Annotated in this window: 20 protein-coding genes; 8 read left to right on the forward strand and 12 right to left on the reverse strand. The window is 50.4% G+C overall.

Annotated features, from left to right (window positions below):
- The first annotated feature begins 14 nt into the window (after positions 1-14).
- Together O3276_RS09555 and ribA are read left to right on the forward strand one after the other, a co-directional pair.
- Positions 15-647 carry a retropepsin-like aspartic protease family protein gene (locus O3276_RS09555; protein ID WP_269675424.1) on the forward strand — a complete coding sequence of 211 codons (633 nt, stop codon included), beginning with the start codon at positions 15-17 and terminating at the stop codon, positions 645-647.
- 114 nt (positions 648-761) lie between these two features.
- Entirely contained in the window at positions 762-1,355 is a 594-nt protein-coding gene (gene ribA, locus O3276_RS09560; RefSeq protein WP_269675425.1) for a GTP cyclohydrolase II, read from the forward strand.
- Between the two features lie 93 nt (positions 1,356-1,448).
- On the opposite strand, the gene dxs is transcribed toward ribA, so the two are convergent.
- The 3 genes from dxs to O3276_RS09575 form a co-directional block, all read right to left on the reverse strand.
- The gene (gene dxs / locus O3276_RS09565; RefSeq protein WP_269675426.1) at positions 1,449-3,374 is read right to left on the reverse strand and encodes a 1-deoxy-D-xylulose-5-phosphate synthase; all 1,926 of its coding nucleotides are present in this window, start codon (positions 3,372-3,374) and stop codon (positions 1,449-1,451) included.
- 145 nt (positions 3,375-3,519) lie between these two features.
- The gene (locus O3276_RS09570; RefSeq protein WP_269675427.1) at positions 3,520-4,431 is read right to left on the reverse strand and encodes a polyprenyl synthetase family protein; all 912 of its coding nucleotides are present in this window, start codon (positions 4,429-4,431) and stop codon (positions 3,520-3,522) included.
- Between the two features lie 2 nt (positions 4,432-4,433).
- Positions 4,434-4,706 (reverse strand): exodeoxyribonuclease VII small subunit, encoded by a 273-nt coding sequence (locus O3276_RS09575; protein WP_269675428.1) that lies wholly within the window; start codon positions 4,704-4,706, stop codon positions 4,434-4,436.
- On the opposite strand from O3276_RS09575, the gene O3276_RS09580 reads away from it, so the two are divergent.
- The 3 genes from O3276_RS09580 (at position 4,705) to O3276_RS09590 (ending at position 10,799) form a co-directional block, all read left to right on the forward strand.
- Positions 4,705-5,451 carry a cyclic di-GMP-binding domain-containing protein, MshE-related gene (locus O3276_RS09580; RefSeq protein WP_269675429.1) on the forward strand — a complete coding sequence of 249 codons (747 nt, stop codon included), beginning with the start codon at positions 4,705-4,707 and terminating at the stop codon, positions 5,449-5,451. The genes O3276_RS09575 and O3276_RS09580 overlap by 2 nt on opposite strands.
- Before the next feature lie 433 nt (positions 5,452-5,884).
- Positions 5,885-6,988 carry a hypothetical protein gene (locus tag O3276_RS09585; protein ID WP_269675430.1) on the forward strand — a complete coding sequence of 368 codons (1,104 nt, stop codon included), beginning with the start codon at positions 5,885-5,887 and terminating at the stop codon, positions 6,986-6,988.
- A 391-nt stretch (positions 6,989-7,379) separates the two neighbouring features.
- Positions 7,380-10,799 carry a hypothetical protein gene (locus O3276_RS09590; protein ID WP_269675431.1) on the forward strand — a complete coding sequence of 1,140 codons (3,420 nt, stop codon included), beginning with the start codon at positions 7,380-7,382 and terminating at the stop codon, positions 10,797-10,799.
- Positions 10,800-10,919: 120 nt separating this feature from the next.
- Here O3276_RS09590 and O3276_RS09595 read toward each other — a convergent pair whose 3' ends face one another.
- Positions 10,920-12,392 (reverse strand): alanine/glycine:cation symporter family protein, encoded by a 1,473-nt coding sequence (locus tag O3276_RS09595; protein ID WP_269675432.1) that lies wholly within the window; start codon positions 12,390-12,392, stop codon positions 10,920-10,922.
- A gap of 524 nt (positions 12,393-12,916) precedes the next feature.
- The gene (locus O3276_RS09600) at positions 12,917-14,398 is read right to left on the reverse strand and encodes an alanine/glycine:cation symporter family protein (protein ID WP_269675433.1); all 1,482 of its coding nucleotides are present in this window, start codon (positions 14,396-14,398) and stop codon (positions 12,917-12,919) included.
- A gap of 273 nt (positions 14,399-14,671) precedes the next feature.
- On the opposite strand from O3276_RS09600, the gene O3276_RS09605 reads away from it, so the two are divergent.
- Complete coding sequence (locus O3276_RS09605) at positions 14,672-15,079, forward strand: hemerythrin domain-containing protein (RefSeq protein ID WP_269675434.1); 408 nt, start codon at positions 14,672-14,674, stop codon at positions 15,077-15,079.
- A gap of 49 nt (positions 15,080-15,128) precedes the next feature.
- On the opposite strand, the gene O3276_RS09610 is transcribed toward O3276_RS09605, so the two are convergent.
- The 6 genes from O3276_RS09610 to O3276_RS09635 all read right to left on the reverse strand — a co-directional run bounded on the left by O3276_RS09610 (position 15,129) and on the right by O3276_RS09635 (position 19,337).
- Entirely contained in the window at positions 15,129-15,932 is an 804-nt protein-coding gene (locus O3276_RS09610) for an undecaprenyl-diphosphate phosphatase (RefSeq protein WP_269675435.1), read from the reverse strand.
- Positions 15,933-15,949: 17 nt separating this feature from the next.
- Positions 15,950-16,621 carry a tRNA (adenosine(37)-N6)-threonylcarbamoyltransferase complex dimerization subunit type 1 TsaB gene (tsaB, locus tag O3276_RS09615; RefSeq protein ID WP_269675436.1) on the reverse strand — a complete coding sequence of 224 codons (672 nt, stop codon included), beginning with the start codon at positions 16,619-16,621 and terminating at the stop codon, positions 15,950-15,952.
- A gap of 186 nt (positions 16,622-16,807) precedes the next feature.
- Positions 16,808-17,458 carry an adenylate kinase gene (gene adk / locus O3276_RS09620; RefSeq protein WP_269675437.1) on the reverse strand — a complete coding sequence of 217 codons (651 nt, stop codon included), beginning with the start codon at positions 17,456-17,458 and terminating at the stop codon, positions 16,808-16,810.
- A 188-nt stretch (positions 17,459-17,646) separates the two neighbouring features.
- Positions 17,647-18,768, reverse strand: a complete 1,122-nt coding sequence (locus tag O3276_RS09625; RefSeq protein WP_269675438.1) for a beta-ketoacyl-ACP synthase III — start codon at positions 18,766-18,768, stop codon at positions 17,647-17,649.
- A gap of 108 nt (positions 18,769-18,876) precedes the next feature.
- Positions 18,877-19,110, reverse strand: a complete 234-nt coding sequence (locus tag O3276_RS09630) for a tautomerase family protein (protein ID WP_163373103.1) — start codon at positions 19,108-19,110, stop codon at positions 18,877-18,879.
- 11 nt (positions 19,111-19,121) lie between these two features.
- Positions 19,122-19,337, reverse strand: coding sequence for a hypothetical protein (locus O3276_RS09635; protein ID WP_269675439.1), 216 nt, complete (start codon positions 19,335-19,337; stop codon positions 19,122-19,124).
- A gap of 135 nt (positions 19,338-19,472) precedes the next feature.
- Here O3276_RS09635 and O3276_RS09640 point away from each other — a divergent pair, with 135 nt between their 5' ends.
- Together O3276_RS09640 and O3276_RS09645 are read left to right on the forward strand one after the other, a co-directional pair.
- Complete coding sequence (locus tag O3276_RS09640; RefSeq protein WP_269675440.1) at positions 19,473-20,210, forward strand: hypothetical protein; 738 nt, start codon at positions 19,473-19,475, stop codon at positions 20,208-20,210.
- A 52-nt stretch (positions 20,211-20,262) separates the two neighbouring features.
- Positions 20,263-22,686, forward strand: coding sequence for a hypothetical protein (locus tag O3276_RS09645; RefSeq protein WP_269675441.1), 2,424 nt, complete (start codon positions 20,263-20,265; stop codon positions 22,684-22,686).
- A gap of 120 nt (positions 22,687-22,806) precedes the next feature.
- Here O3276_RS09645 and ppc read toward each other — a convergent pair whose 3' ends face one another.
- Positions 22,807-25,512 (reverse strand): phosphoenolpyruvate carboxylase, encoded by a 2,706-nt coding sequence (gene ppc / locus O3276_RS09650; RefSeq protein WP_269675442.1) that lies wholly within the window; start codon positions 25,510-25,512, stop codon positions 22,807-22,809.
- Between the last annotated feature and the right edge of the window lie 405 nt (positions 25,513-25,917).

The raw sequence follows: 25,917 nt of genomic DNA on the forward strand, positions 1-25,917 counted from the left end.
AAAAAGAATACATCATGAGAGCGTCAACCTTTCTTCTGGCCCTGGCCATAAGCACCCACAGCTATGCCAGCAATATCAACGTTGTTGGTCTTTTTTCCAATAAAGCACTGGTTATCATTGACGGTCAGCGGCATTTACTGGCTACAGATGGAAAATCGGTGGCAGGCGTAAAACTGCTGAAAGCGACCAGCACCAGTGCCACCCTGGAAGTCAATGGCAAAGCTGCAACCTACCTGATTAGCCGGGATATGAACGGTGGCATTCAACAGCCTGAGCAAGCCATCATCAAAATATCCCGAAATAACCGGGGACAATACATCACCCGGGGACGGATTAATGACCGCGCTATTGATGTTCTGGTGGACACTGGTGCTAATGTTCTGGCCATTAACTCACTGGACGCCAAACGTCTGGGCATCGATTATCAGGCAGGAAACCCAATTAAAGTAGCAACTGCCAGCGATCTTGTTGATGGTTATCAGGTAAATTTATCAAGCGTGATTCTGGGCAACATTCGGGTAAATCACGTAGAAGCAACCGTTATCGAAGGCTCCTACCCTGACATCGTATTATTAGGCATGAGCTTTCTGAAACACGTCAAACTGTCAGAGCATCGTGGAGTCATGCAGATTGAGGCAAATTACTAACCCATTGTTCCGGGTCAGCCGGTAGTTCTCTCTATTTTTCTGCCTTATTACCATACTCGCCTGACGCCTCACAGACTGATACAATCCGGTCACGAACTACATAAGGAGCAGTGAGTGTCTGTTAGTTTTGTTGCAGAGTCTCGCTTACCCACGCCCTATGGCGAATTCATCATGTATGGCTTCGAAGACAGTGGTACGGGCAAGGAGCATCTGGCATTAACCATGGGGTATGTCAGTCAGGGGGGACCGGTACTTGCCAGGGTTCATTCCGAATGTCTGACGGGTGATGCACTGTTCAGCATGCGCTGCGATTGCGGCCCGCAGCTTCAGGCAGCTCTGGAGCGCATTGCTGAAGAAGGCCGGGGAGTATTGCTTTATCTCCGCCAGGAAGGCCGAGGCATTGGCCTGCTGAACAAGGTTCGCGCCTATCACCTTCAGGACAGCGGCATGGATACGGTTCAGGCAAATGAAGAACTGGGTTTTGAGCCGGATATGCGCAAGTATGATATGTGCAAAACCATGTTGGATCATCTTGGCGTTTCCAGCCTGAAACTGATGACCAACAATCCACGCAAAGTTGAATCCCTTACCAACCTGGGCATTCAGGTTGCCGAAAGAATCCCGCACCAGACTGGTCAAAACCCTCACAACGAGCGTTATCTGGCCACCAAAGTGTGGAAGCTGGGGCACATGTACAACATGGCCTGAACAAATCCAATAACATCAAAAAGGGAGCCAGTTAGCTCCCTTTTTTTCATCTCAACGTTGTCGTGTGAAAGACAGTTGTCCAGGGCAAACTCCTTAAGCGGGAGTAGCAGCTTTGCCAAGATGAAATGACTTCCGCTCTATCCGCTCCATCCGGTCACGAACCGAACGAATAATACCCTCCTGATCCAGCCCGCACTGAGCCAACTGCTCCTGATGGCTCGCCGCTTCAATGTAAGTATCGGGAATACCAAGGTTCAGCACCGGCACAGTAATTTCCTGCTTCTGCAGATATTCCATCACGCCTGAGCCTGCACCACCGGCAATACACCCTTCTTCCAGAGTCACCAACAACTCATGGTTAGCAACAAGCTCTTTGACCAGCGCTTCATCCAGAGGTTTAACAAACCTCATATTGGCAACTGTTGCATCCAGCGACTCAGCAGCTGCCAGGGCATTCCCCAGTAAGGTGCCAAACACCAGCAGCGCTACCCGGCTTCCTTTACGACGAATTTCCCCCTTACCAACAGGCAAAGGGGCAAGATCAAGGCAAATCTCAGCACCTGGTCCTGTTCCCCGGGGATAACGAACCGATGCCGGGCCTTTATAAAGAAAACCTGTAGACAACAGCTGTCTGGTTTCATTTTCATCACCCGGCGTCATCACCAGCATATCGGGGATACAACGCAGATAGGCGATGTCGTAGCAGCCACCGTGGGTTGGGCCATCTTCCCCCACCATACCGGCACGATCGATGGCAAACAGCACATCCAGATTCTGCACTGCGACATCATGAATCAGCTGATCATAAGCACGCTGCAGGAATGTCGAGTAGATCGCAACAACGGGCTTGAGGCCTTCACAGGCCATGCCTGCCGCCAGGGTGACACAGTGCTGTTCAGCAATCGCCGCATCGAAGTAACGCTCCGGAAAGTGATCCGCAAAACGAATCAGGTCAGAGCCTTCTTTCATTGCCGGCGTAATACCCATCAACCGCTCATCCGCTGCGGCCATATCATACAACCACTGTCCAAAAACATTGGCGTATTTGGGCTTTCTGGGGGCAACCGTCTTCGGATTCTCTGTTGCCTGTGGCTCCAGCTTGGTAATAGCATGGTAACCAATCGGATCCTGCTCGGCCGGATTAAACCCTTTCCCCTTCTGAGTCACCACATGCAAAAACTGAGGGCCTTCCAGGTCTCTCATATTTCTCAGGGTATGAACCAGCATGGGCAGGTCATGACCATCAATAGGGCCGATATAGTTGAACCCCATCTCTTCAAACAACGTTCCCGGAACCACCATTCCCTTGACGTGTTCTTCGGTTCGTCTTGCCAGCTCCCAGGCACGGGGAATAACATTCAGAACCTTTTTACTGCCTTCACGAATATGGTGGTAAGTCCGGCTGGCAAGTATTTTGGCCAGATAGTTGGAGAGCCCGCCAACACTTCTGGAAATGGACATATCGTTATCATTAAGAATCACCAGCATATTGGCCTTTACATCCGCTGCGTGATTCATGGCTTCATAGGCCATACCCGCCGTCATGGAGCCATCGCCAATCACTGCAACAGCACGCCTCTTTTCACCTTTAGCCCGGGCTGCAATGGCCATGCCAAGCGCCGCACTGATAGACGTACTGGAATGCCCGACACCAAACGTATCGAACTCACTTTCATCTCTTTTCGGGAAAGCGGCGAGGCCATCCTTTTGTCTCAGGGATGACATTCTGTCCCTGCGCCCCGTCAGAATTTTATGCGGATATGCCTGGTGACCCACATCCCAGACCAAACGGTCTTCCGGAGTGTTAAACATATAGTGCAGCGCAATGGTCAGCTCCACTACACCAAGCCCGGCACCAAAATGCCCCCCTGTCCGCCCAACGGAATACAATAAAAACTCCCGCAGCTCCCGGGCCAGTTGTGGCAGACGGGATTCTTCAAGTGCGCGGAGTTGTTCCGGATTATTTACCTGGTCCAGCAAAGGAGTATCAGGCAGTGTCTTGGGTATCTCGTGAAACATGTGCTCGTAATAACGTCTGGGATGATCCGCTGGCTGGCATTGTACACCCAACCTGACTGGAATAGCATCGCACAATCTTATTGTGCAGCCTAGCCTGTAGAATTGACAAATCAGATAGGTTGGATTCCTGAAGCCACCTACAACACTAATAGCTTCTTCGAATGATGTAATCGGCGATCTGGCGAAGAAAATCAGCACGATGGTCGAATCCGGAAAGGGCGCTGATGGCAGTATGGTGAAGCTCTCTGGCATAAGCTTTCGCTGCCTCCAGCCCCATCAGGGAAACATAAGTTGGTTTGTCCAGAGCCATATCTGCTCCCTGAAGCTTGCCCAGCGTCTCCGTATCTGCAATAACGTCCAGAATATCGTCCCGAACCTGGAAGGCAAGACCGATGGCTCTTGCATAATGATCCAGTGACTGCAACTCCTCGCCCTGCAACGGCCTGGCACACAATGCTCCCATACGGACACTGGCCCGAATCAGAGCACCGGTTTTATGGGTATGCATCAACTCAAGCTGCTGCTGGTTCAGCTCCGTCCCGGCGGCACACTGGTCCATCGCCTGACCACCCGCCATGCCAGCCAGTCCTGACGCCTGGCTGAGGATCGTCACCAGCTGCAATCGAACACTGTCAGTCAGGGTTGAATCAGGACATAAACGGGCATTGCCCAACACCTCAAAGGCCTGACTCTGCAGCGTATCGCCCACCAGAATCGCAGTTGCCTCATCGTATGCCTTGTGACAGGTTGGCTTGCCCCTGCGCAGATCATCATCATCCATTGCCGGCAAATCATCATGAACCAGTGAGTAGGCATGGATTAATTCCACAGCGCAGGCAGCAGGGTTGGCCTGCTTAACATCCCCACCCAAAGCCTGACAGGCAGCATAGACCAGCGTTGGACGCACTCTTTTGCCACCATTAAAAACACTGTATCGCATCGCTTCCAGCAGCAGGGGGCTGACCTTACTGTCATCAGGCAGGACTTCAGTGAGTGCTTGATCCACCTGTAAACGACACTGCTCGATAAATTTGGAAAGCGGCACAGGGCTTGCCATCTTCACAGCCCTCTATCTGCTGAAGGCTCTGCACCGTCAGCAGCAAATGGCTCTGTGGTCAGTTCACCATTTTGCACAAGCAGCTGTTGAACTTTTTGCTCAGCATCGGTCAATGCTTTCTGGCAGCCACGGGTCAGTTTAATGCCCTGTTCAAAGGCTTTCAGAGATTCCTCCAGGCTCAAGTCGCCGGACTCCATTTTCTGGACCAATGTCTCCAGCTCCGCCAAAGACTGCTCAAAGGCAAAGCTCTCAGTATCCACCGTATTTTTTGACATGAATGAGCCTGTTGAAGAAAACATTCATGGCACGTTATCAACGTTCCATGACGAGAATAGTTGGCGAAAACGATTTTCGCACTGGTTTGACCAACCGCTTTCGACCATCCGCAATGATCAAACCATTATCCCGTTGGCCGATATTGAAAGCAATGCCCCGACAAGATCATGGACTTTAATGATGGAAGAACAAAAACGGCAGGCAGTTTATCACAACTCAAGGCTGGGCCAGATCCTGATAAAAAAAGGATATATCTCTCCAGAGCAGCTTGATACCGCCATTCATCAGTCAGCAAGCCATGAGCAGCTGCTTGGAGAGTACCTGATAGAACAGCGCATGCTGTCACGATGGCAACTGCGCAGGGCACTTTCCAGCCAGAGCCAGCTGCGTTTATCCGCCTCCCTGTCAATGGCTCTGCTCACTCCGGTTTATCCACTGCTTGCGAAAGAACATGCTGAGCCGGTTGATAGCAGGCTGGAAACACTGCTCAAGCCTCTCCTGATAGCAGGCTCCGCTGACACTCTTGAATTCAACCCTGATTTGTCAACGATTGAATTCAGGCACAATGGCCTGATTCGATTGCGTATCCCAAGCACGCTTGGTGAGCTGAACTTTGACGGCCTGCGATTGATAACCGATGGCAGCAAAAACCACCTGGCGTTGTCCCTTGCAGATCTTGAGCTTACTGATGCCAGGTTATTTATCCGAACCATCCACAACCGGCTTGATCCAGCCCTGCCTTGAAATGTTTCAGGGCTGCGCAACTTTTAAAGAGCCCTGATATGTCATCGACCAGCATAATAATTTTTACTCAAAGCAAGCCGGTCATGAGTGGAACTTTTTTCAGACTCCGGGCTCATAGAAAAAAAGGTGAACAAGGATCTATATTATGTTTCCAGCCCCTGCTGTGTCACCACGAGTACGGTCGTATATTCTTGATCCCCAAACCCCTGACTCGTCAATTCCATTTGCGTTTTTTGGTATCAGAACCGTAAAAGAAGTACATTGCCAGTCTAATAGCTGTTATCTGGACAAACTTCCTGATGAACTGCTGGTTCTCATTGCCAGTAAATTGTCTTTTTTTGATTTTGTTCATTTCAGTGCGACTCATACTCGTCATGTGTCGTGTCTTAGATCAGACCATGTCATTAAAAAAATGTTGGTCAGCGATAAAAACATGTCATTGTTGCTTTTTGAAAGAACGGACAACAAAGTGGAATGTTACCTGAGGGGCCTGCTGTGGAATGACCTTCAGCTCACACCGGATGAAGTGGTTAATGCTTTCCCGGACAGTCCAAAAAGCAAACTGGGGATAGCGCGCTTCAAAGCGAATTGTTGCATCAGGGGCACGCCGTTGAATGGCCAGAAGGTCTCAACGGAAGCTGTGGTCGAGGCGTTCCCGGATAGCACGGAAGGCAAAGAGAGGTTAGCGCTCTTCAAAGCGCATTGTTGCCTGAAAAAAATGCCGCTGCATGGCCAGGAGGTCTCAACGGAAGCTGTGGTCGAAGCTTTCCCGAATACTCCGAAAGGCAAACTTGAGATGGCGCTCTTCAAAGCTCAATGTTGCCTGAAAGAACTGCTGCTGCATGGCCGGCAGGTTTCACCGGAAGCGGTGATCGAGGCTTTCCCGGATAGTCCGGAAGGCAAACTTGAGAAGGCCATCTTCAAGGCACAGTGTTACCTGAGGGAACCGCCGCCTCATGGTTGGCGGCCTTCACTGAAAGCGGTGCTTGAGACTTTCCCGGATACTCCGGAAGGCAAACTGGAGTTAGCGTTCTTTAAGCAGGGATGCTGCTTAAGAGGCCTGCCATTGGGTAATCGGGTCTTACCACACATGGTGACCTGGGCTTTCCGGAATAGTCCGGCAAGCCAACTGGAGATAGCGCGCTTCATAGGGCAATGTTGCCTGAGGCGTATCCCGTTCAGAGGCCAACAGCTCAGAACGGGTGATGTGCTTAGCGCTTTTCCGAATAGCGCGAAAGGCAAACTTGCGATGGCGCACTTCAAAGCAGCATGCTGCCTGAGGCAACCGCCGTTGACTGGCCAAGAGATCACACCGGATGATGTGGTCAGGGATTATACGGCAGCGAAAGCAATACTGGCGCTGGTGCGTTTCAAAGCGGAATGCTGCCTGAACGGCCTGCCATTAAATCGCCAGGCGATCTCAGCCGATGAGGTTGGCAGGGACTATGAACGTGGCGGCTGGTTGGCTGAAAGGGACGATTTTTATATTCGACTGAAGTGGAAGAAAAGTCAGTTGAACAACAATCATCTTGCATAATTTTATTAAACGACAGTTTCCAACTTCTGCCGTGTCTTCTTCACGATCAGCATCGTTCAGTCTTGTTCCTGAAATTTTGAACCTGATAATCATTTGGGGGTCAAACGGCGGTATTTATATTCCATGTGTGCAGGGTTTTATTCTGAAAGCAATAACATCCGCCTACTCCCACCCAAAGCCTGCTGGCCAGGTTGACCAACAACCTGCTTCAAGCGTGAGTTCTCCGCACTGTGGCAGTACATTCAGCGGTAAAAGAGTTTCAAACCGTCCGTCGTTTAAAGGTACCGCTCGCCCCATGAATAATGGTAAATGTGTTGAGGATGCCTTTTGGGAAAAAAAACCATTACATGGACGTCAAGTCACATCAGCTGATGTACTGAGAGCCTATGGGATGGACACATCGTCTCTGCGCAGCGGCTTCTTCCTGCAAAAGCTCTGCTTACAAAACATTCTTCATAACCATAGAAAAGTGCCCCCGGATCAGGTCATTCAAGAATTCAATCGGAAGCCATATCGAAATAAAAAATACCATTTAGCAATCCTACGCTTTAAGGAAGAATGCTGCCTGAAGAGTATGCCGCTGCATGGCCAGCAGGTCGCACCGGAGGAAGTGGTTAAGGGCTTTCAGGCCACCGGGGCAACACTGGAGCTGGCGCGTTTCAAAGCAGAATGTTGCCTTAAGGGCCTGCTGTTGAATGGCAGGCAGGTCACGCCGGACGAAGTAGTCAGGCATTTTGCCTCGAGCCCGAAAGACAAACTGGGGGTAGCGCGCTTTAAGGAACAATGTTGCCTGAGAGGTCTGCGGTTAAAAGGCCAGCTGGTCACACCGGGTGCGGTGGTTAATGATTTCCCGAACAGTCCGGAAGGACAACTGGGGATAGCGCGCTTCAAAGCAGAATGTTGTCTCAGGGGCCTGACGTTGAATGGCCGACTGATCACACCAGATGAAGTAATTAAGGCTTACCCGGATAATCAAGAGGGCATACTGGGAATAGCCCGCTTTAACGAACAATGTTGCCTGCGGGGCCTCTCGTTGAATGACCAGCAGGTTACACCGGATGCGGTGGTTAAGGGGTATCAGGTAGCCAGAGCAACACTTGAGCCAATGCGTTTCAAAGCGGAATGTTGCCTGAGAGATTTGCCGTTGAACGGCCAGCTGGTCACACCGGATGTGGTGGTCAGGGGTTTTCAGACCGCCAACGCAACAATCGAGTTGGCGCGCTTTAAGGAACAATGTTGGCTGAAAGGCCTGACGTTGAATGGCAAGCGGGTCACACCGGAAGCGGTGCTAAAGGCTTTTCCGGACAGTCCGGAAGCCAGACTGGCGATAGCACGCTTCAAAGCGGAATGTTGCCTGAAAGGCTTCACGTTGCAAGGTCGGCGGGTCACACCGGAGGCGGTGCTAAAGGCTTTTCCGGACAGTCCGGAAGGCCGACTGGGGATAGTGCGATTCAAAGCAGAATACTGCCTGAGGGGCCTACCGTTAAACTGTCAGCAGATCACACCGGATAAGGTGGTGGCGGATTATCAGGCAGCTAAAGCAACACTGGAGCTGGGACACTTTAAAGCGCAATGTTGCCTGAGGGGGCTGCCGTTGAATGGCCAGCTGGTCACATCGGGCGCGGTGGTTAAGGATTTCCCGGAAAGCCCAGAGGGCAGAGTGGCGGCAGCACGCTTCAAAGCGGAATGCTGCCTGAAGGGCTTGGCGTTGAATGGCCAGCAAATCATACCGGATATGGTGGTCAGGGATTTCCCGGATAATTCAGAAGGCAGACTGGGCAGAGCACACTTCAAATCGGAATGCTGCCTGAAAGGCCTGCTGTTAAATGGCCTGCAAATCACACCGGATGAGGTAGTTAAGGAGTTCCCGGATAGCCAGCATGGCAAACTGGGTATAGCACGTTTTCAGGAGCAATGCTGCCTGAAAGGCCTGCCATTGAATGGTCAACAGGTCACACCGGAGGCGGTGGTCAAGGATTTCCCGGAGAGCCCGAAAGGAAAACTGGGGATAGCACGCTTCAAAGCGGAATGCTGTCTGAGGGGCCTGGTGCTGAATGGCCAGCAGGTCAAACCGGATGCAGTCATTAAGGGTTATGAACAAGGTGGCTGGCTGCTCGAAAAAGCGATTTTTTACTCCAAGCTGGCATTGAATGCAACAGAATTGAATGGCAACTATCTGGATAACAAGGACGTATTAGCCGCGTTTAATGAAGCATCCGGGGATCACTCTTCAAGGAAAGCCAGGTATCTGATGCAAAGGCTGAAACGGTCTCAGTGTTACGATGAAACCAACGACGCGCAGGACTTACTGCAAGAAGCCTGGCAAATCTTAAACCATGTGCCGACCAAAGATGATGAGCAACATCAGTTGCAATGTATGTTGCAGTGCATGGCGATGCAGCATGGGCTGCCAATAAATCATCAGAGAGTATCAGCAGAACAGGTATTGCAGTCCATCAAAAGACTGAGGCGCTCATTTAAGAACTCACGACTGCATTTCTTCTTCCTGGCACAATGCCATATTGCCCGCCAATCTGTTCATGGACGACAAATCCACAGGTATCAGGTTCTGGAGAGTCTTCAGAGTTTTCCGGAAGGAAGCAAGCTGCGCCGCGCCCTGGGCTGCTGGTTTGAACATCACAGCTGCGAAGCCAACATAATGGATGAGTTACTGTTTCAACCGGAAAGTACCGTTCCCGGTGATGGCAACAGACATTCAGCCAATCGTGCAAATACCGATGGGCATGACCATAAAGAACAACTCCCCCCCGGTGTAGAGAGTTCTCGCCGAAGAATAACATCGGCTACGGCATCCGTCGTCAGTTCGGGCAGTGAATCCCGGGATAAAACAGACAATACGTCCACCACTCAGACAGCTACCGCCTATGTAGTGCAAACGGTGAAGCAATGGTCAAGCAGGCCGGGTTTGAACAGTCCAGTCACGCGGTTAAGTGCATTAACGTTGGAAGCACTGGAGGTTATTCAGGAAATCAATGGTCTTTATAGCAATCCTCAAATTCTGATTACCGGCTCATACGCCCGTTTTTTACAGAACCTCTGCTCATCATTCAATGATATTGACATTATCTGCACGGACAAAGAGTCGGCCAGAAGACTCGTTAAAAAGCTGCAGACTCTTAACAGCGACATGGACTCAGACATCCCCAAAAGCGTCACCATCGGGCTTATCCCGGGCTGTCAGGCGATTAAACTGCCAGGCGCTTACAATATTCAGCTTAAAGAGGGTGATTTGGGGATGAAAGCAATGGGACTTCAGGTCAATATTGATGCCAGGGCAGCCCGTAGAAATACCGCAGAATTGGCCATCCACGTGCCTGGCGTTGAAAGGCCGGTAATGTGTTTGTCGTTTGCTGAAGAAATCCGGTTACTGAACGATACCCTGGAATACCTCACTGAAAACCTTGACTCTTTGACCGGGCAATTGCAAAAAGAAACGGTATTTCGTATACCACGAACCATTCTTTTTAATTCACCTCAAAACGCCGATGAACGTATTTACGGTTTGCTGATGCGCGCCTTGCTCACCTTGCACAAAGCCAGCCAGTTTATCGCTTTGCAGGTTGACGGCAACCCCGTAAAACCTGACTGTCAGACCGAACAATTTCGCGAACAACAACGCCTCCATGCTCTTACCGAGAATCTTAAAATCAAATTGACCAACCATATTTGCCGCAATGATTTTGAACTCAGAGTGAACAACTGGCTATCGACCACTGCGCATGTTAATGATTTCGAGATCAAGAGAAAGGAATTTATCAAAGCACTGCTTGCGCTGCTGCATCCTGAGTAAGGAACGCCATCTCTTTGTCGGCTCACGGTTTTGAGCCGCACTGCGTAATTATCGTCAACAACTGTCGATAAAAAAAGGCCACTGAAAAAGTGGCCTTCACTGATTTCATCCAAGTCAGAATTAAACGTCTGGTGCTGCAGTGCGTTTAACTTTTGCCTTATGAGAGTTTTCAACCGGACCTGAGCTGTGCTCGGTCCATACGTCTGCGTCCATGGTTTTATCAAGGAATGGGAACTTGCGACGATTGAATACCGGTGTTACACCGGATGCCACCTGATCATCAAAGTCCTTCAGAACCTGAACAACAATACCAGAAAGCATCAGAATAGCCGTCAGGTTAATCAGTGCCATGATCCCCATGGAGGCATCTGCAAAAGCCCACACGGTTGGCAAGCTGCTGCTTGCCCCCCAGATCACCATACCCAGTACGGCAATACGATAAACGTTTACCAGCCAATTCTTGTCCATGATAAAGCGCAGGTTTGATTCACCATAGTAGTAATTGGCAATGATCGAACTGAAAGCAAACAACAGAATAGCCCCAGCTACCATGTGCTTACCGACCGGTCCCACCTGGCTTTCCAGAGCCAGCTGCGTCAACTCGATACCTGTTACGCCAGAACCGTCCATTACGCCGGACATCAGGATAATAGAAGCGGTCGCAGTACAGACAATGATCGTATCCATAAATACACCCAGCATCCCCATCATGCCCTGGTTGGCAGGATGATTCGAGTGTGCGGTTGCTGCTGCGTTAGGAGCACTACCCATGCCCGCTTCATTGGAGAACAAACCACGCTTGATGCCCTGCTGCATCGCCTGGGACACCGCGTAACCCGCGCCACCACCGACAGCACTGTCAAGACCAAAAGCGCTCTTGATAATCAGGCTGAAGACCGCCGGCAGCTCTGTGATATTCATAAATACCACCACCAGGGCCACACCCAGATAGCCAAAGGCCATGATCGGGACGACCATCTCTGCCACTTTGGCAATGGAACGAATACCACCGAAGATGATCAGGGCGCTCACCATTGCCAGCCCCATACCAATAGCTTCCGTTGGAATTTCGTAGCCACTGAATGCTGCGGCAATGGAGTTAGACTGCACACTGTTAAAGGCAAAGCCAAACGCAATAATCAGGGAGATGGAGAAGATAATACCCAGCCAGCGCTGCCCAAGGGCTTTCTCAATGTAATAAGCCGGGCCGCCTCGATAAGTACCATCACCGTTATTGGTCTTATAAAGCTGAGCAAGAATATTCTCGGCAAGACTGGTGGACATACCCAGAACCGCGATCAGCCACATCCAGAAAACAGCACCAGGCCCACCCATAGTAATGGCAACCGCGACACCCGCGATGTTGCCAGTACCTATCCGTGCAGCAAGACTGGTACAAAACGCCTGAAACGGAGAGACATGAGTAGAACAATCAGTCGCACGGCTGCCCAGCATGGTTTTCATTGCCAGAGTAAACCGGCGAATCTGAACAAAGCGGGTTTTTACCGTGAAAAGCAGACCTGCCCCCATAAGCAGGTACATAAGAATGCTGCCCCATAGCAGACCATTGATGGAGTCTATTAAGTTATTCATAAAATTCCCGGCGCATTGTGTATTCTCGATTTTTATTTCAAATTAAGATTTATAACATTAGGGAATAAACCTTGAGTGATAAGTATAAACACCCATCAAACAAACAATAGAAATCCTTTAAAAACTTCCTGGAACCCTTTAAAAACAACACATCCTATACCCAATTCAGGCCAAATAACAAACCACAGAAATACGCATAAAACGCTCACCAGCACGTACAAATAACAACTGATGCAATTGAAAGCCTGAACAAAAATTTAGAATACCCTTACGGTAAAATAAAACATTTCTTAAACAATCAGGAAGCCCTACCATTTCAAAATAGCAAACTACAAAACAGGCTTTTTCATCAGGAATCTAATAATGAACACACCAATTATCAATTAAATGACACTATTGACAATACTCTTTCATTGTTTAATTTCAGATAACACGAGGTAATGCAAAAGACTACCTTGTCAACAACATTCCTCAAATAAGCAATTCCTGATAAAGATCAACCAACATCAACGTTTCAACTTTTGCTAACAGGACTTCGTCTCCTGAAAATTGGCATTACCAATGCGTTCAAGAGAGTCCTCAGACTCAGGTTTATAAACCCAGACATCCCTATCAATTGTTCGATCCAGAAAAGGAAAACGACCGCGGTTAAACTCAGGGGATCGGCCAGATCCTGACTGTAAATCGTAATCCCTCAATACCTGCATAACCGGGCCGCTGAGCAACAGGATGATCACAAGATTAATCAGTGCCATCAGCCCCATGGCCAGGTCGGCAACCATCCATACCATCTCGAGGGATGCGATTGAACCAAGAAAGACCAGAAATACGACAACAGATCGATAAACCTGCAATAACCGGGGACTGTTTCGAATAAACAGAAGGTTTGACTCACCGTAGTAATAATTGGCAATCACCGATGTAAAACCAAAAAAAATGACAGCAATGGAAATAAACCACTGCCCCCAGCCACCGACAATACCAGCGAGCGCAGCCTGAGTCAGCTGGATACCATTGACGGTACTGCCTGACTCCAGCTGGCCGGACAGCAACACAATGGCTGCAGTCGCTGTACAGATCACAATGGTATCGACAAACACGCTGATCATCGACACAATGCCCTGAGCCGCCGGATGGTTTGGTTTGGGTGTCGCTGTCGCAGCAGCATTGGGACCACTGCCCATACCAGCTTCATTGGAAAACAGGCCTCGCTTGATTCCCTGCATCATGGCCTGTGCCACGGAATAACCAATAGCACCACCTGTGGCTGAATGCAGACCAAATGCACTGTCAAAAATCAACGTGATAACGGCAGGCATTTCCTTCAAATGAAAAGCGACAACACCAAAAGCAATCAGCAGATAGGCCAAGGCCATTACCGGAACCACTAACTCTGCAAAATGAACAATCGAGTGGATCCCTCTGAAAATAATCACAGCGGTCACGCCGGCAATCACCAGGCCGACCAATACCGGACTGATCGCCATATGACCGGAAACCGCCTGGGATACCGAGTTAGCATGGACCGCATTGAAGACAAACCCGAAGGTCGTTAGCAATAGAACTGAAAACAGAATACCCAGCCAGCGCAGGCCAAGTGCCTTCTCTATATAGTAAGCAGGGCCACCACGAAAGGTTCCATCTTTATTGTTGGTTTTATAGAGCTGCGCCAGCGTGTTCTCTACAAAACTGGAGGCCATCCCCAGCAGGGCAACGATCCACATCCAGAACACCGCACCGGGGCCACCGATAAAGATAGCTATGGCAACCCCGGCCAGGTTACCAGTACCTACGTGTGCAGCCAGGCTGGTACAAAGGGCCTGAAAAGAAGATATTTCATTAGCCGATGTCTTTCGAGACCCCAGCATCAGCTTCCATGCGTGAAAAAAATAACGAAACTGGACAAAGCGGCTTCTGACAGTGAAGTAAACACCAGCACTCAGCAGCAGATAGATCAGTAAATATTCCCAAATGAAGGTGGTAATTTCTAAAAAGATCGTACTCATTTGAGCCCCAATGATTTTTCACACCAAACAAGAATAGCAGAGGATTTTTGACACAAAGGGGGATTTTGCAGGGTAAAAACTGCCCGAAAAGACAAAAAATAAACAATGCCTTTGTTTATCAATGGCCAGGGGGGCTGCCCGGGCAATAGCGGTCGAAGCAGAGCCTGAAGGTGAGCCAGCCACTCAAAACGGTTAATAATTAACGGTTTGAGACGAATGTAGTAATAGCGTCCTAAAATATTAGAAACCGTTATGTTCAGGGAATGAACACAAATGTCTCAGTTAATCCGGGAATTCAAAAGTGAACACGTGCAAATCAGTGACCTGCTTTTACAGGCACGTGAAGTGGGTGTTGACAACCAGCAAGGTCGAAATTTGATACTTTCCGCAAAAAAAATGCTGCTGGCCCACTTAAACAAAGAGGATAAGTACCTGTATCCGGTATTGCGGGAAGCCGCTCAGAGCGATGACAGCCTGAAGTCTACCCTGACTGACTATGCGCTGGATATGGATAAGATTTCTGCCGACGTGATGGTTTTTTTCGCCCTGTATGAAAATGGTGATAATACCAACGAAAACTTTCAACAGGACTGCAACAACATCATCAAGGCATTGAGCAAGCGAATCACCAAGGAAGAAGCGATTCTCTACAAGACTTACGATAGAATCAAAGGTGTCTGAAACCGGCAGTTAAATGATCGGCTGATTCTCAGCCGATCATTATTCCCTTCTAGAAGAATACAAACCCAAGCAGCACCACACCCAGAACCATCCGATAGATGACAAATGGCATAAGCCCGATACGGTTGATAAATGCCAGGAAGAAATGCACACAGAGCCAGGCACTGACAGCCGACACCAGGGTTCCAAGGGACAGTGTCTGCCAGTCCACCGGCACCGTGCTTTCTGCCAGATCCAGCATCAACAGGCTACCCGCCCCCAGAATCACGGGAATTGACAGCAGGAACGAGAACCGGGCAGCCGCATCACGGGTAAAGCCCATCATTAACGCGGTCGTCATGGTAATACCAGAACGGGATGTGCCCGGGATCAGCGCCAGTGCCTGGGCAAGGCCAATCAGCATCGCCTGTCTGAAAGACATCTGTTCCAGGGGTTGAATACGTTTGCCTTGCAGATCTGCCCAGCCCAGCAGGGCACCAAAAATCAGGGTGGTACCGGCAATAACCGCAACGGTCCGCATCGCCTCATCCAGACCCATTTTTTTCAGGGCCAGACCAAATACCACGGCGGGTAATGTGGCAAAAATCAGATACCAGCCAAGACGGCTGTTAACGGTAGCGCCCTTCCCCACCAGAGAACCCAGCCAGTCACGGGCAATGGCAAAGAGGTCTTTCCAGAAATAGGCAATGACGGCAGCCAGCGTACCAATGTGCACAGCGACATCAAATGCCAGCCCCTGGTCTGTCCAGCCAAGCAGCTGGGCGGGCAAAATCAGGTGGCCCGAGCTGGAGATAGGAAGAAATTCGGTAATGCCCTGGATCAGCGCCAGGATAATGGTCTGTAGAGTGTCCATAACGGTCCGTCCTTGTCTTAACGTTCTGATTTTTTCAGAGCTACCTTATCCCGAAGATAAACCGGCATGGCCTGCTCTGCAGGCAGCCCTTTACCCCGTTTAAAGTCGGCAGCAGCCAGCAAGGCTATATCATGGGCCCTGGGCCAGGCTTCAATCTGACAATCAACCACGGTGGCCGACAATCGATGCCTGAATGCCCAGCCAGTGCCCATCCCGAACCAGTACCCATCCATAACCGGTACTACAACATTTTCTGGCAGGGTCACTATTTCCGCAGCAACCGGTACCATTAAGCCATCCGACTCGGAAAACGCCCCCCAGTAGACCTCATCCATTCTGGCATCAATGGCACTCAACACTTTTGTTGCCTTGTGCTCCCTGAGCCCCTGCTGAGCCAGAGCCGCCAGCGTCGAAACCGGAACCACCGGCAGATCAACCGCAAACGCCAACCCCTGAACCATGGCGGTTGCCACCCTGAGGCCGGTAAATGCCCCTGGCCCCCGGCCAAAGGCCAGGGCATCCAGCTGCTTAAGGCTTAAGCCGGCCTGAGCCAGAACGTCTTCAACCATTGGCAGCAAATCACGGCTGTGTCGGCGGGGAGTCAGCTCAAAGCGTTCAATCACTTCGCCATCAAGGTTAAGGGCAACAGAACAGGCTTCCGTTGCGGTATCAAGAGCAAGCAGTTTCATGGGGAGTCTTTACTGTTTTGGTGAGCGTCAGCAACATGGCCAGGGGGCTATTTTGATAAGACCGGCAGTTCATTACAACCGTATTTTCAGCCATTACAAAAAAGCCGGTGGCGCTTTCTCACACCCCCGACTTTTGTTTTGATCAACAGTCATTGCCCGCGTAACAACATCAGGCAACTATCTCACTCAGGCGAGAACAGGCTTCAGCGCGTCCAGCACCTGCTGTTTGATTTCATCAACAGAGCCGACACCTTCAATGCGGCTGTAACGGGTATCGCCACCCACTTGCTGATAGAACTCAACCAATGGCGCGGTCTGATCATGGTAGACCCCCAGACGCTTGCGAACCGTCTCTTCTTCGTCGTCTGCGCGCTGCACCAAGGCTTCACCGGTCACATCATCCTTACCCTCTTCTCTGGGGGGATTAAAGACTACATGGTAAGTACGGCCACTTTCCGGGTGCACGCGACGGCCACTCATGCGCTTGACGATTTCTTCATCATCAACCGCGATTTCCACAACGTGGTCAATGGCAACACCGGCATCACGCAGGGCTTCTGCCTGGGGAATGGTCCGCGGGAAGCCATCAAACAGGAAACCGTTGGCGCAATCACTCTCAGCAATACGCTCTTTGACCAGGGCAATGATGATGTCGTCAGAAACCAGCGCCCCGGAATCCATGACGGCCTTGACCCTGTTGCCCAATTCAGTACCGTTTTTGATCGCAGCCCGCAGCATATCCCCGGTAGAGATCTGGGGAATACCATACTCTTCCATGATAAATTGAGCCTGAGTCCCTTTACCGGCGCCCGGTGCACCCAGCAGAATAACGCGCATGAAAAGCTCCTGTTGCCAGCCATCCGTTCTCTGCGGCAAGAGATCGTATTATAGAGACATCGTCTGGCTTGGAATGTGACAAATTTATTGACGTATTCAATAAAAAGCGGACAAGCATATACAGCCGGAAGCCCGGTGACAAGTTTGGACTTATCACCGGAGTCTGGTACATGGTTTCAATATGAAAATTACTGCTTTTCAACCACCACACTACCAATGGAGTAGCCTGCCCCGAAAGAGCAAATAACACCTTTATCCCCCGATGTCAGATCCAGCGAGTGTTTATGAAAGGCAATGATCGAACCGGCTGAACTGGTATTAGCGTACTCATTAAGAATCACCGGCGCTTCCCGGGGCTTCGGCTCACGGCCCAGCAGCTTGCGCACCACCAGTTGGTTCATATTCAAGTTTGCCTGATGCAGCCATAAACGGCTCAAATCACCGGGGGTCAGTGCAAGAGACTCAAGGTGGTCAGAAATATGCTTCACCACCTGGGGGCAAACTTCTTTAAAGACTTTCCGGCCATTCTGGACAAACAGTTTGTCGGGCTTGCCGACACCGGTTTCATCCGCACGATTCAGAAAGCCAAAGTTGTTACGGATATTATTGGAGAACTGAGTCCACAGGTGACAACCGAGTACCCGGTAGCCATCTTTCCGCCTGGCAATGTCTTCACTCTCCAGCAATACGGCAGTACAGGCATCACCAAAAATAAAGTGACTGTCCCGGTCACGGAAGTTCAGATGACCTGAACAAATTTCCGGGTTCACCATCAATACCCGTTTTGCCGACCCGCTGCGAATAGCGTCGACGCCAGCCTGGATACCAAAGGTAGCCGAAGAACAGGCGACATTCATGTCATAACCATAACCACCGCCACCGAGAAACTGCTGGATCTCAACGGCAATGGCCGGGTAAGGGCGCTGCATATTGGAACAGGCGACAATAATCATATCCACGCCGGATGGCTCTACCCGGGCCTGGGCAAGCGCCCCTCTGGCAGCATGGAGTGCCATTTCGCACTGGACAGAGATGTCCTCATTGCCACGCTCGGGAATTCGTGGAACCATTCTCTGCGGATCAAGAACGCCTTCCCGGTTAACCACGTAGCGGCTAACAATTCCGGAGGCTTTTTCAATAAACTCACTACTGCTTCGGGCCAGCGGTTCCAATTCACCGGCGGCTATGGCCTCTTTGTTGTTTTCATTCTGCTGGTCGACCCAGGCATTGAATGCATTGACCAGCTCATCATTACTGATGGCCCCCGGTGGGGTATATAACCCGGTACCACTGATCACGACTTCCGGCACAATCACTCCATCACATGCTTATTGTCTTTTATTTTTCGCATCTTATAGCAGGGTAATTACCAAGGGAACCAATAAGTAACCAACCTTATGAAATTATCGTTTCTGGCGTCAGGGCTTGCCGGTTCCCCGCTTTTGTCTTGATGCCTCCAGCTCCGGGCTATTACCCCCAAGACTCCAGTTTCCGGGCTCCTCCTCTTCAATGACCACCCAGACCGCCTGCTGAAAACGATCTTCACCACCTGCTGCAACCTCCACCAGCAGCTTAGAGATTCCATCCATCACTTCCTGCTTCTGGATTTCATTAAACAGCCCCTTGACCGTTTTCACAGAGACAAACGGCATAAGCACTCACCTCACAATAAATACCGACCCTCACAGATTAGCTCATTTTCACCACAGGCACTGAAAGCACCAAAGGTAATAAATGCGTGGTCATCCTCCATTCCCAGCTGACGCACCTGGTACAGTAATAACAGAGCCTGAAGGCCGTAACCAAAGCGCCCCCATAACTTGATAAAAAAGATCAGGTAAAAAGGTTTGGGTAGATTAAGGATATTAAATTGCGACATAACAGCTCCGGACCAGGTTCAGGAAGCACACTTCGCCAAATGTACCGATGGGACAGGCTGAAAAAGGAATAGAGGAACTATTTGATAGTTATTCAATCCAACAATAGTCAATAAACATAAATTAATAATCACCTTATGACTCTATCTTCAATTGATCAGACTCCTGCGCCCGGTTCTCGCCGGGCAGATGATATTGTCAGCTTATTCAAGGATGGCAGATTAATGGTTCGGGCTGTTGATGCACGCAAGGGCAAATGGCTCGGCTGGGAAACAAAGCCGGTTACCCGGTTAAGTCCCCAATGCAACAACCCCTTAACTGAACATGGTGAAGAGCAGGTATTCAGTGGGAAATCATGGGTAGTGACCATGTTGGGACCAATAATAGAGAGGAATGAGGTTGAGCTGGCATGGGCCTATAAACATGATGCCTTTACCGATGCCCAAGGAGATTTTCAGCCGGACAAAACACATTCCAAACCGATAAAAAAAATCACGGATTACGTAACGCTGAACATCAAGATGGAAGAAAAATATTGGCAGAGCAAAACCATCTTCCCTGAAACCATAACCTCCGGGCGTATTGACAGCACAGGTTACCTGCTGCATCAGTTATCCAGCAGGCAAAACATCGAAAAAACCTACCCGGAAATTATTTGCCGCATTAATTTGGGTCTGATGCACTGCGGATATCTTCTCGACTTTAACCGGGAAGCTACGTTTGACCGGGTCGCAGATATGATGCAAAACATTTTACGGCTGGAACTGGGCGATGACGCCAGTGCCGCTGGGGAATTTCGCCAACCTTTACGGCTGTCGGTATACGATAGCGAGCGGGGGTGTGCTATTCCCACCGGTAAAACTGCAGCGCCATGAAATAGAGGCGATTTCGACAAACGCCAGAACATTCTCGAAATATGCTCAAACCATGGGCCAGGCTATCACGCTGTTTAACGTACTGGTGCAGTGCGGTGTTGATCGTTTTTTGCAGCTGCTGATCAATATTCCGGAAAGTATCAAACCCCTGGCAGAGGCAGAAAAAAATCCGAACCTGATAAAAGTACTATCTACCGAGGACATATTAAGTAGCTTACCCGAATTACTGGAAGCGATAGAAAATGCCCGGTTGCTTAATATCAATCTACCTGTGCAGGTATTGGAAAGATTAATTAATACGTCCCTTTTTCCTGCAAGTGATTTAAGAGACTTCAAAAGTCAGGGAAACTGCATTTTCCTGGATAGGGATTTATACAGGGATCGTTGGCAGGAGACAAAACTGACGCTTGGCAAGCAAGCGCAGATTTGCAGGAAGGCACTGATTAACAGGTTATTTGTCCCAATATTGTTGCAAGGTCATTGTGATTATTACTCTACGCACAACCCATTAGTCGTCTGTCTTCTGATTGCCCATGGGACCAGGATTGACTTTCAAAAGCGCAATGTTGACGTAGCCGATAGCCTGTGGCTGTTACTGGCAGCCAGGTATTTCTGTCTGGAGAATTTGTTGACCCTTGATGAATTCAGGATTATCCGCCACGAGATTCTTTGGCAGATTAGCTGCAACAAGATGGTTTATACGAATGGCTTCATCACAGAGATTCAGCCGGGGAACATGGCACCCCCTGAGGGAATCCCGAATACTCTGGCTACGTTTATAGACAATCTGAAAAAAGTTTTGGCCCGTCAATCGGTATCCACCGGAGCCGACTGGGTTGAAAATCTGTGCCGGAAACTGATCGGCAAAAAAATATACCAACACTTTTATCTGAATAAAAATGCTGATGGGCAAAAATTGCTGGATTACCTGCAAAATGGCTTATCGCCGCAGCGGTTTAATGATGAGCAGTTAATCGAGCATTTTCGCTACATGACCACTATCCCGAAGTCAGATAATATATTATTCAGCTGCTTAAAGATTTTTCACCAAGAACCCAAGGTAAATAATTTCTGCGTTATCCGGTTGCCTGATAAGAAAACCGGCCAGAGCGAATGGCTCAACAAATTTCTGACCGCCCCACCGAACTTTGTGCAAAGTGAGCTTGACCGTATTGACCACTATCCTGCCATCACCCGGGTAGCGGGTTGGCATTACTACCAGAATCTCCATCCCACCGTAGCAAAAATCATACTGGAAGGGGGCAAACCCGGTTCCCGCAAAGTTCACGGCCTGGATCACGCCCTGCGAACCCAGTTGGCGACCGAGTTTCTTGTGGAGGTATTGCCTGACATTCATGCACCATTTAAGGAACTGCTGAAAAACCAGCCCCTGCTGCAGGAATTACTGCCCATTGCCGAGCTATACCACGACGCAGTTGCTGAAGATGAGCATAAAGATGTGGAAGAGCGTCGTGCCGCTGAACTGTTCCAGCGTGATATGCAGAGTTTGCATCACTACCCGGATGAACTGATCAGGTTAGTATCCAGTGCCCTGAAAAATAAAAACAGCAATAAGATGCAGCCGGTCAGGGCTCCTTTCACCAGTGACCAGCAATGCTCCGCAGACGAATTACTGCTTCGTCAGGTGCTGCGCTTTGGTGATATCGTCGATATCGTCCGGGTCATCCCCTGCCGGGAGGATTTTCCCGCGATCCGACTGACGCCGGGTTCTGCAGAGCCCGGAGAGAACCGCTACTTTAACCCGGAAGCCATTGAGCTACTGCGCGTGGTCAATAAACCAGAGTTTACCCGGCTGATCCGGGCAGCACTGGTGAGCTTCAGGCATCTGGCCTGCATTACCGGGGGCTGGCACCACAAAAACGCCAACCCGTTCACCACGAAATACCGGTTGCCGGTGGATAACACCAAACGGCGATTGATGATTGAACAGGCATCTGATCCTCAGCAGTGCATGCGCGACAGCCTGGATGATCTGGTCCGGCTGGTGATGGCAGCGAAAGCGGGCATCAAACCCTGCCTGACCGATCACCCCAAACGCTCGGACCACCTGCCCCTCCCCGATTGCTGGGACCCGAAAACCGGCTCAGCCGGTGCCTACCGAAAGCTGCACAGTGAGCAGGAACTAAGACAGATTGAATTACCTGAAAACATGACCCTGACAGAAAAAATTATCGTGGCAGCGGATGAATTGAACCACACAATGTCCTTGCTATCGCCTGCCACCCGCCACGGTATGCAGTCAGAGATTGAGCGGTTGCAGCAGAAGGGTATCCTGCCCGCCATTGGTACGCCGCCGCAGTCTGAGCTTGAAAAAATATTCCAACAGCCGGACTGCGCCGGTGCCCAAATACTGAATGAACGAGGGCTAGCGGTGGTCTCTGATGAATATGACGGAAGGTTCGTCTATCGGATGAAGCCAAACGACCAGCGGCAACAAAAAGAGGCGGCACGGTGAGTTAACCATGACGCCTGCTACCGTTAAGGAACATTCCTGAAATAACTTCGAGACTCAGTAAGCGCTGCCCGCTTCCCGCCACCCGCTGCCCGAAAAAGACAGGCCGCTTGTGCTTTTGTACTAGCCAGTATTCCGCATACCTGCCGCAATACCGGCAATGGTGATCATCAATGCCTGTTCCAGCTCCTCACCCACTTCCGCATCTTCTCCCGCCATCTTTTCATGGGAGCGAACCCGCTGCAGCAACTCCGCCTGAAGGAAGTTCAGAGGATCCGTGTAAGGGTTACGCAGACCAATGGCTTCTTTGTTCTGCGGGTGTGATGACATCAGCTCATCTCCCTCTTTAAGATCCAGCAGCACTTCAATGGCAGACGACAGCATGCGTCTGAGTTTTTCACCCAGGTAGCGCAGATGATCGGGCACCAGCTGATCTTCATAATACCGGGCCAGCTGGGCATCGGTCTTGGTGAAGACCATCTCCAGCATTTCCAGACGTGCCTTAAAGAACGGCCAGTCGGTCATCATTGCTTCCAACACATCCCGGTTGCCATTGTTGACCGCATTCTCCAGCGCTTCGCCACAGCCCAGCCAGGTTGGCAGCATCAGGCGAATCTGTGTCCAGGCAAAAATCCAGGGAATAGCCCGCAGACTTTCCACGCCACCGTTGGGTTTCCTCTTGGCGGGACGGGAGCCAAGCGGCAATTTACCCAGCTCCATTTCCGGCGTTACCGCCCGGAAGTAAGGTACGAAGTCAGGCTCTTCACGAACAATGCCCCGGTACACCTTCACGGAATCCGCTGACAACTGATCCATTACCTCACGCCACTCCTGCTTTGGCACTGGCGGCGGCAACAGGGTTGCTTCCAGTGTGGCGCTGGCATAGAGCATCAGACTCTGGACGGCTACTTGTGGGAAGCCAAACTTAAAGCGGATCATTTCCCCCTGCTCAGTCACCCGCAGGCGGTTATTGACCGACCCCGGAGGCTGGGAAAGAATCGCCGCATGGGCCGGGCCACCACCACGGCCAATGGTACCACCACGGCCATGGAACAAGGTCAACCGGACATCGGCCTCAGCGCATACCGCCGTCACCTCTTCCATGGCGCGGTACTGAGCCCAGCCAGCCGCCATCCAGCCCGCATCCTTGGCAGAATCAGAATAACCAATCATCACCATCTGGCCACCGTGGCAATAACCGCGATACCAGGGTAATGACAACAGGTGACGAATACACTCCGCCGCGTTGTCAAGGTCGTCCAGTGTTTCAAACAGTGGTGCGATGGGCATGTCGAAATCCACACCACACTCTTTCAGCAGCAAAGCCACCGCCAGTACATCCGATGGCTGTTTAGCCATGGAAATCACATAGCAGTTCAGTGCCCTGGAGCCCTCGGCAGCTATGACACGGCAGGTGTTTAAAACCTCCTGCACGTCCGGTGATGGCGACCACTTCAGTGGCCCTTTGGTATTCGGCAAGAGAGGTCTTGGGTTTTGCAGCTCTTTCAGCAGGAAGCTCTGCCTTTCCAGTTCTTCCCAGTGCTCATAATCCCCCAGACCCAGGGCCTTGGTCAGCTCGCTAAGCACCTGGGTATGACGGCCAGACTCCTGACGAATATCCAGTTTAATCAGCGTCAGACCAAAGCAGTATGCCCTTCTCAGAGTGTCCAGCAGAGGACCATCGGCAATAACCCCCAGGCCACAAGCATGGAGAGAGTCGTAACACAATCTTAATGGCTTGATCAGATCTTCATTATCAAGCATGACACCCGCCGTCGGTGTTACCGGTGCATCCCCGGGTCTGGCCAGACCTCGCTCACACCACTGACGGGTATGTCTCAGTTTTTCCCGCAACTCTTTTAACACAGACCAGTAAGGTTCCCGGGAGTCCCCCACAAGCGCCCGCAGTTCATCACTGCAATCGTTCATGGAAAGCTCACTGATCAATGGTTTCAGATCCCTTAAAAACAGGTCTGCCGCCATCCAGCGACTGAGCAGCAATACTTCACGGGTCACTTCAGATGTGACAAACGGATTACCATCCCGGTCGCCCCCCATCCAGGAGGAAAAATGCACGGGTGCCGCCTCAATTGCCAACCGGTGACCGGTGAACGCTTGCAGGCGGTCATCCATCTGACGGACAAACTGTGGCACCGCATGCCACAGGGAGTGCTCAATGGTAGCAAAGCCACCTTTGGCCTCGTCAACCGGTGTTGGTCGTTTACTGCGAAACTCATAGGTATGCCAGGCCTGAGTAATCAGCTGGCGAATGCGCTGTTCAATGCGCTGCTGTTCGTTATCACTGAGCGACTGGTTTTCCAGGTCACTCAGGCACTGGAATATCTGCTCATATTTCTGGATTAATGTACGACGGGTTACTTCGGTCGGGTGTGCAGTCAGTACCACCTCAACATCCAGCTCCGATGCTTTCTCGGCAATCTGCTGATCGCTGAGACCTTTCTGCTTCAGCGCCTTGAGCAATTCACTGAAGTGATCAGGAACACAGTGGCTGGTTTCACAGTCCCTGGATACCAGGTGGAACTGCTCGGCAATATTGGTGAGATTCAGGAAATGGCTGAAAGACCTTACCACAGGTACCAGCTCATCATCAGGCAGGCTGTGCAGCAGGTCTAACAGCGCCTGCTGTTCACTCAGACCGTCATCACTCTCGGCATCACTGCGGGCCGCTTTGGACAGTTGACGAATAGACTCGATTTTATTGAAGAAGTCCTCTCCCTTGTGGTCCCGGATGACGTCACCCAGCAAGGTACCCAGCATATTGACATTTTGACGCAGCGACGATGGGTTCTCTGTTGGCTTTTCTGACATAGCTCTTTGCCTTTCGATGTTATTCCGGCCCACTTTGCCTCTGTAAGTCTTGGTAAGCCTGACTCGTATTAACCCACGACAATTTACTTGTTAAATGAGTACAACAAAGCGCAGCCTATACCAGATACACGTAAGAAAAAAGGGAAATCACCTACTCACAAAAAAACCCACACCCTCACAGTAAAGCACCCTGCTCCTTTTCAATTTCTCCAATGTTCAACACAGTAAAACACCGTCGTTTTTATCAGCAAAGCGCAAGTCGACTGATATGGAAATACGGTGTCGTAAGAACCGAAACCGAAGTACGAAATACTGCGTCTAACCCTGATTCTATCTTGCACAGCAGACTTATAAGCTCTCAGGCAATGTAAGTTTTAACTCTGATTTCTACAACGCTTGTGAATA

The sequence above is a fragment of the Endozoicomonas sp. GU-1 genome (assembly GCF_027366395.1).
In the GTDB taxonomy this organism is placed as follows: domain Bacteria; phylum Pseudomonadota; class Gammaproteobacteria; order Pseudomonadales; family Endozoicomonadaceae; genus Endozoicomonas.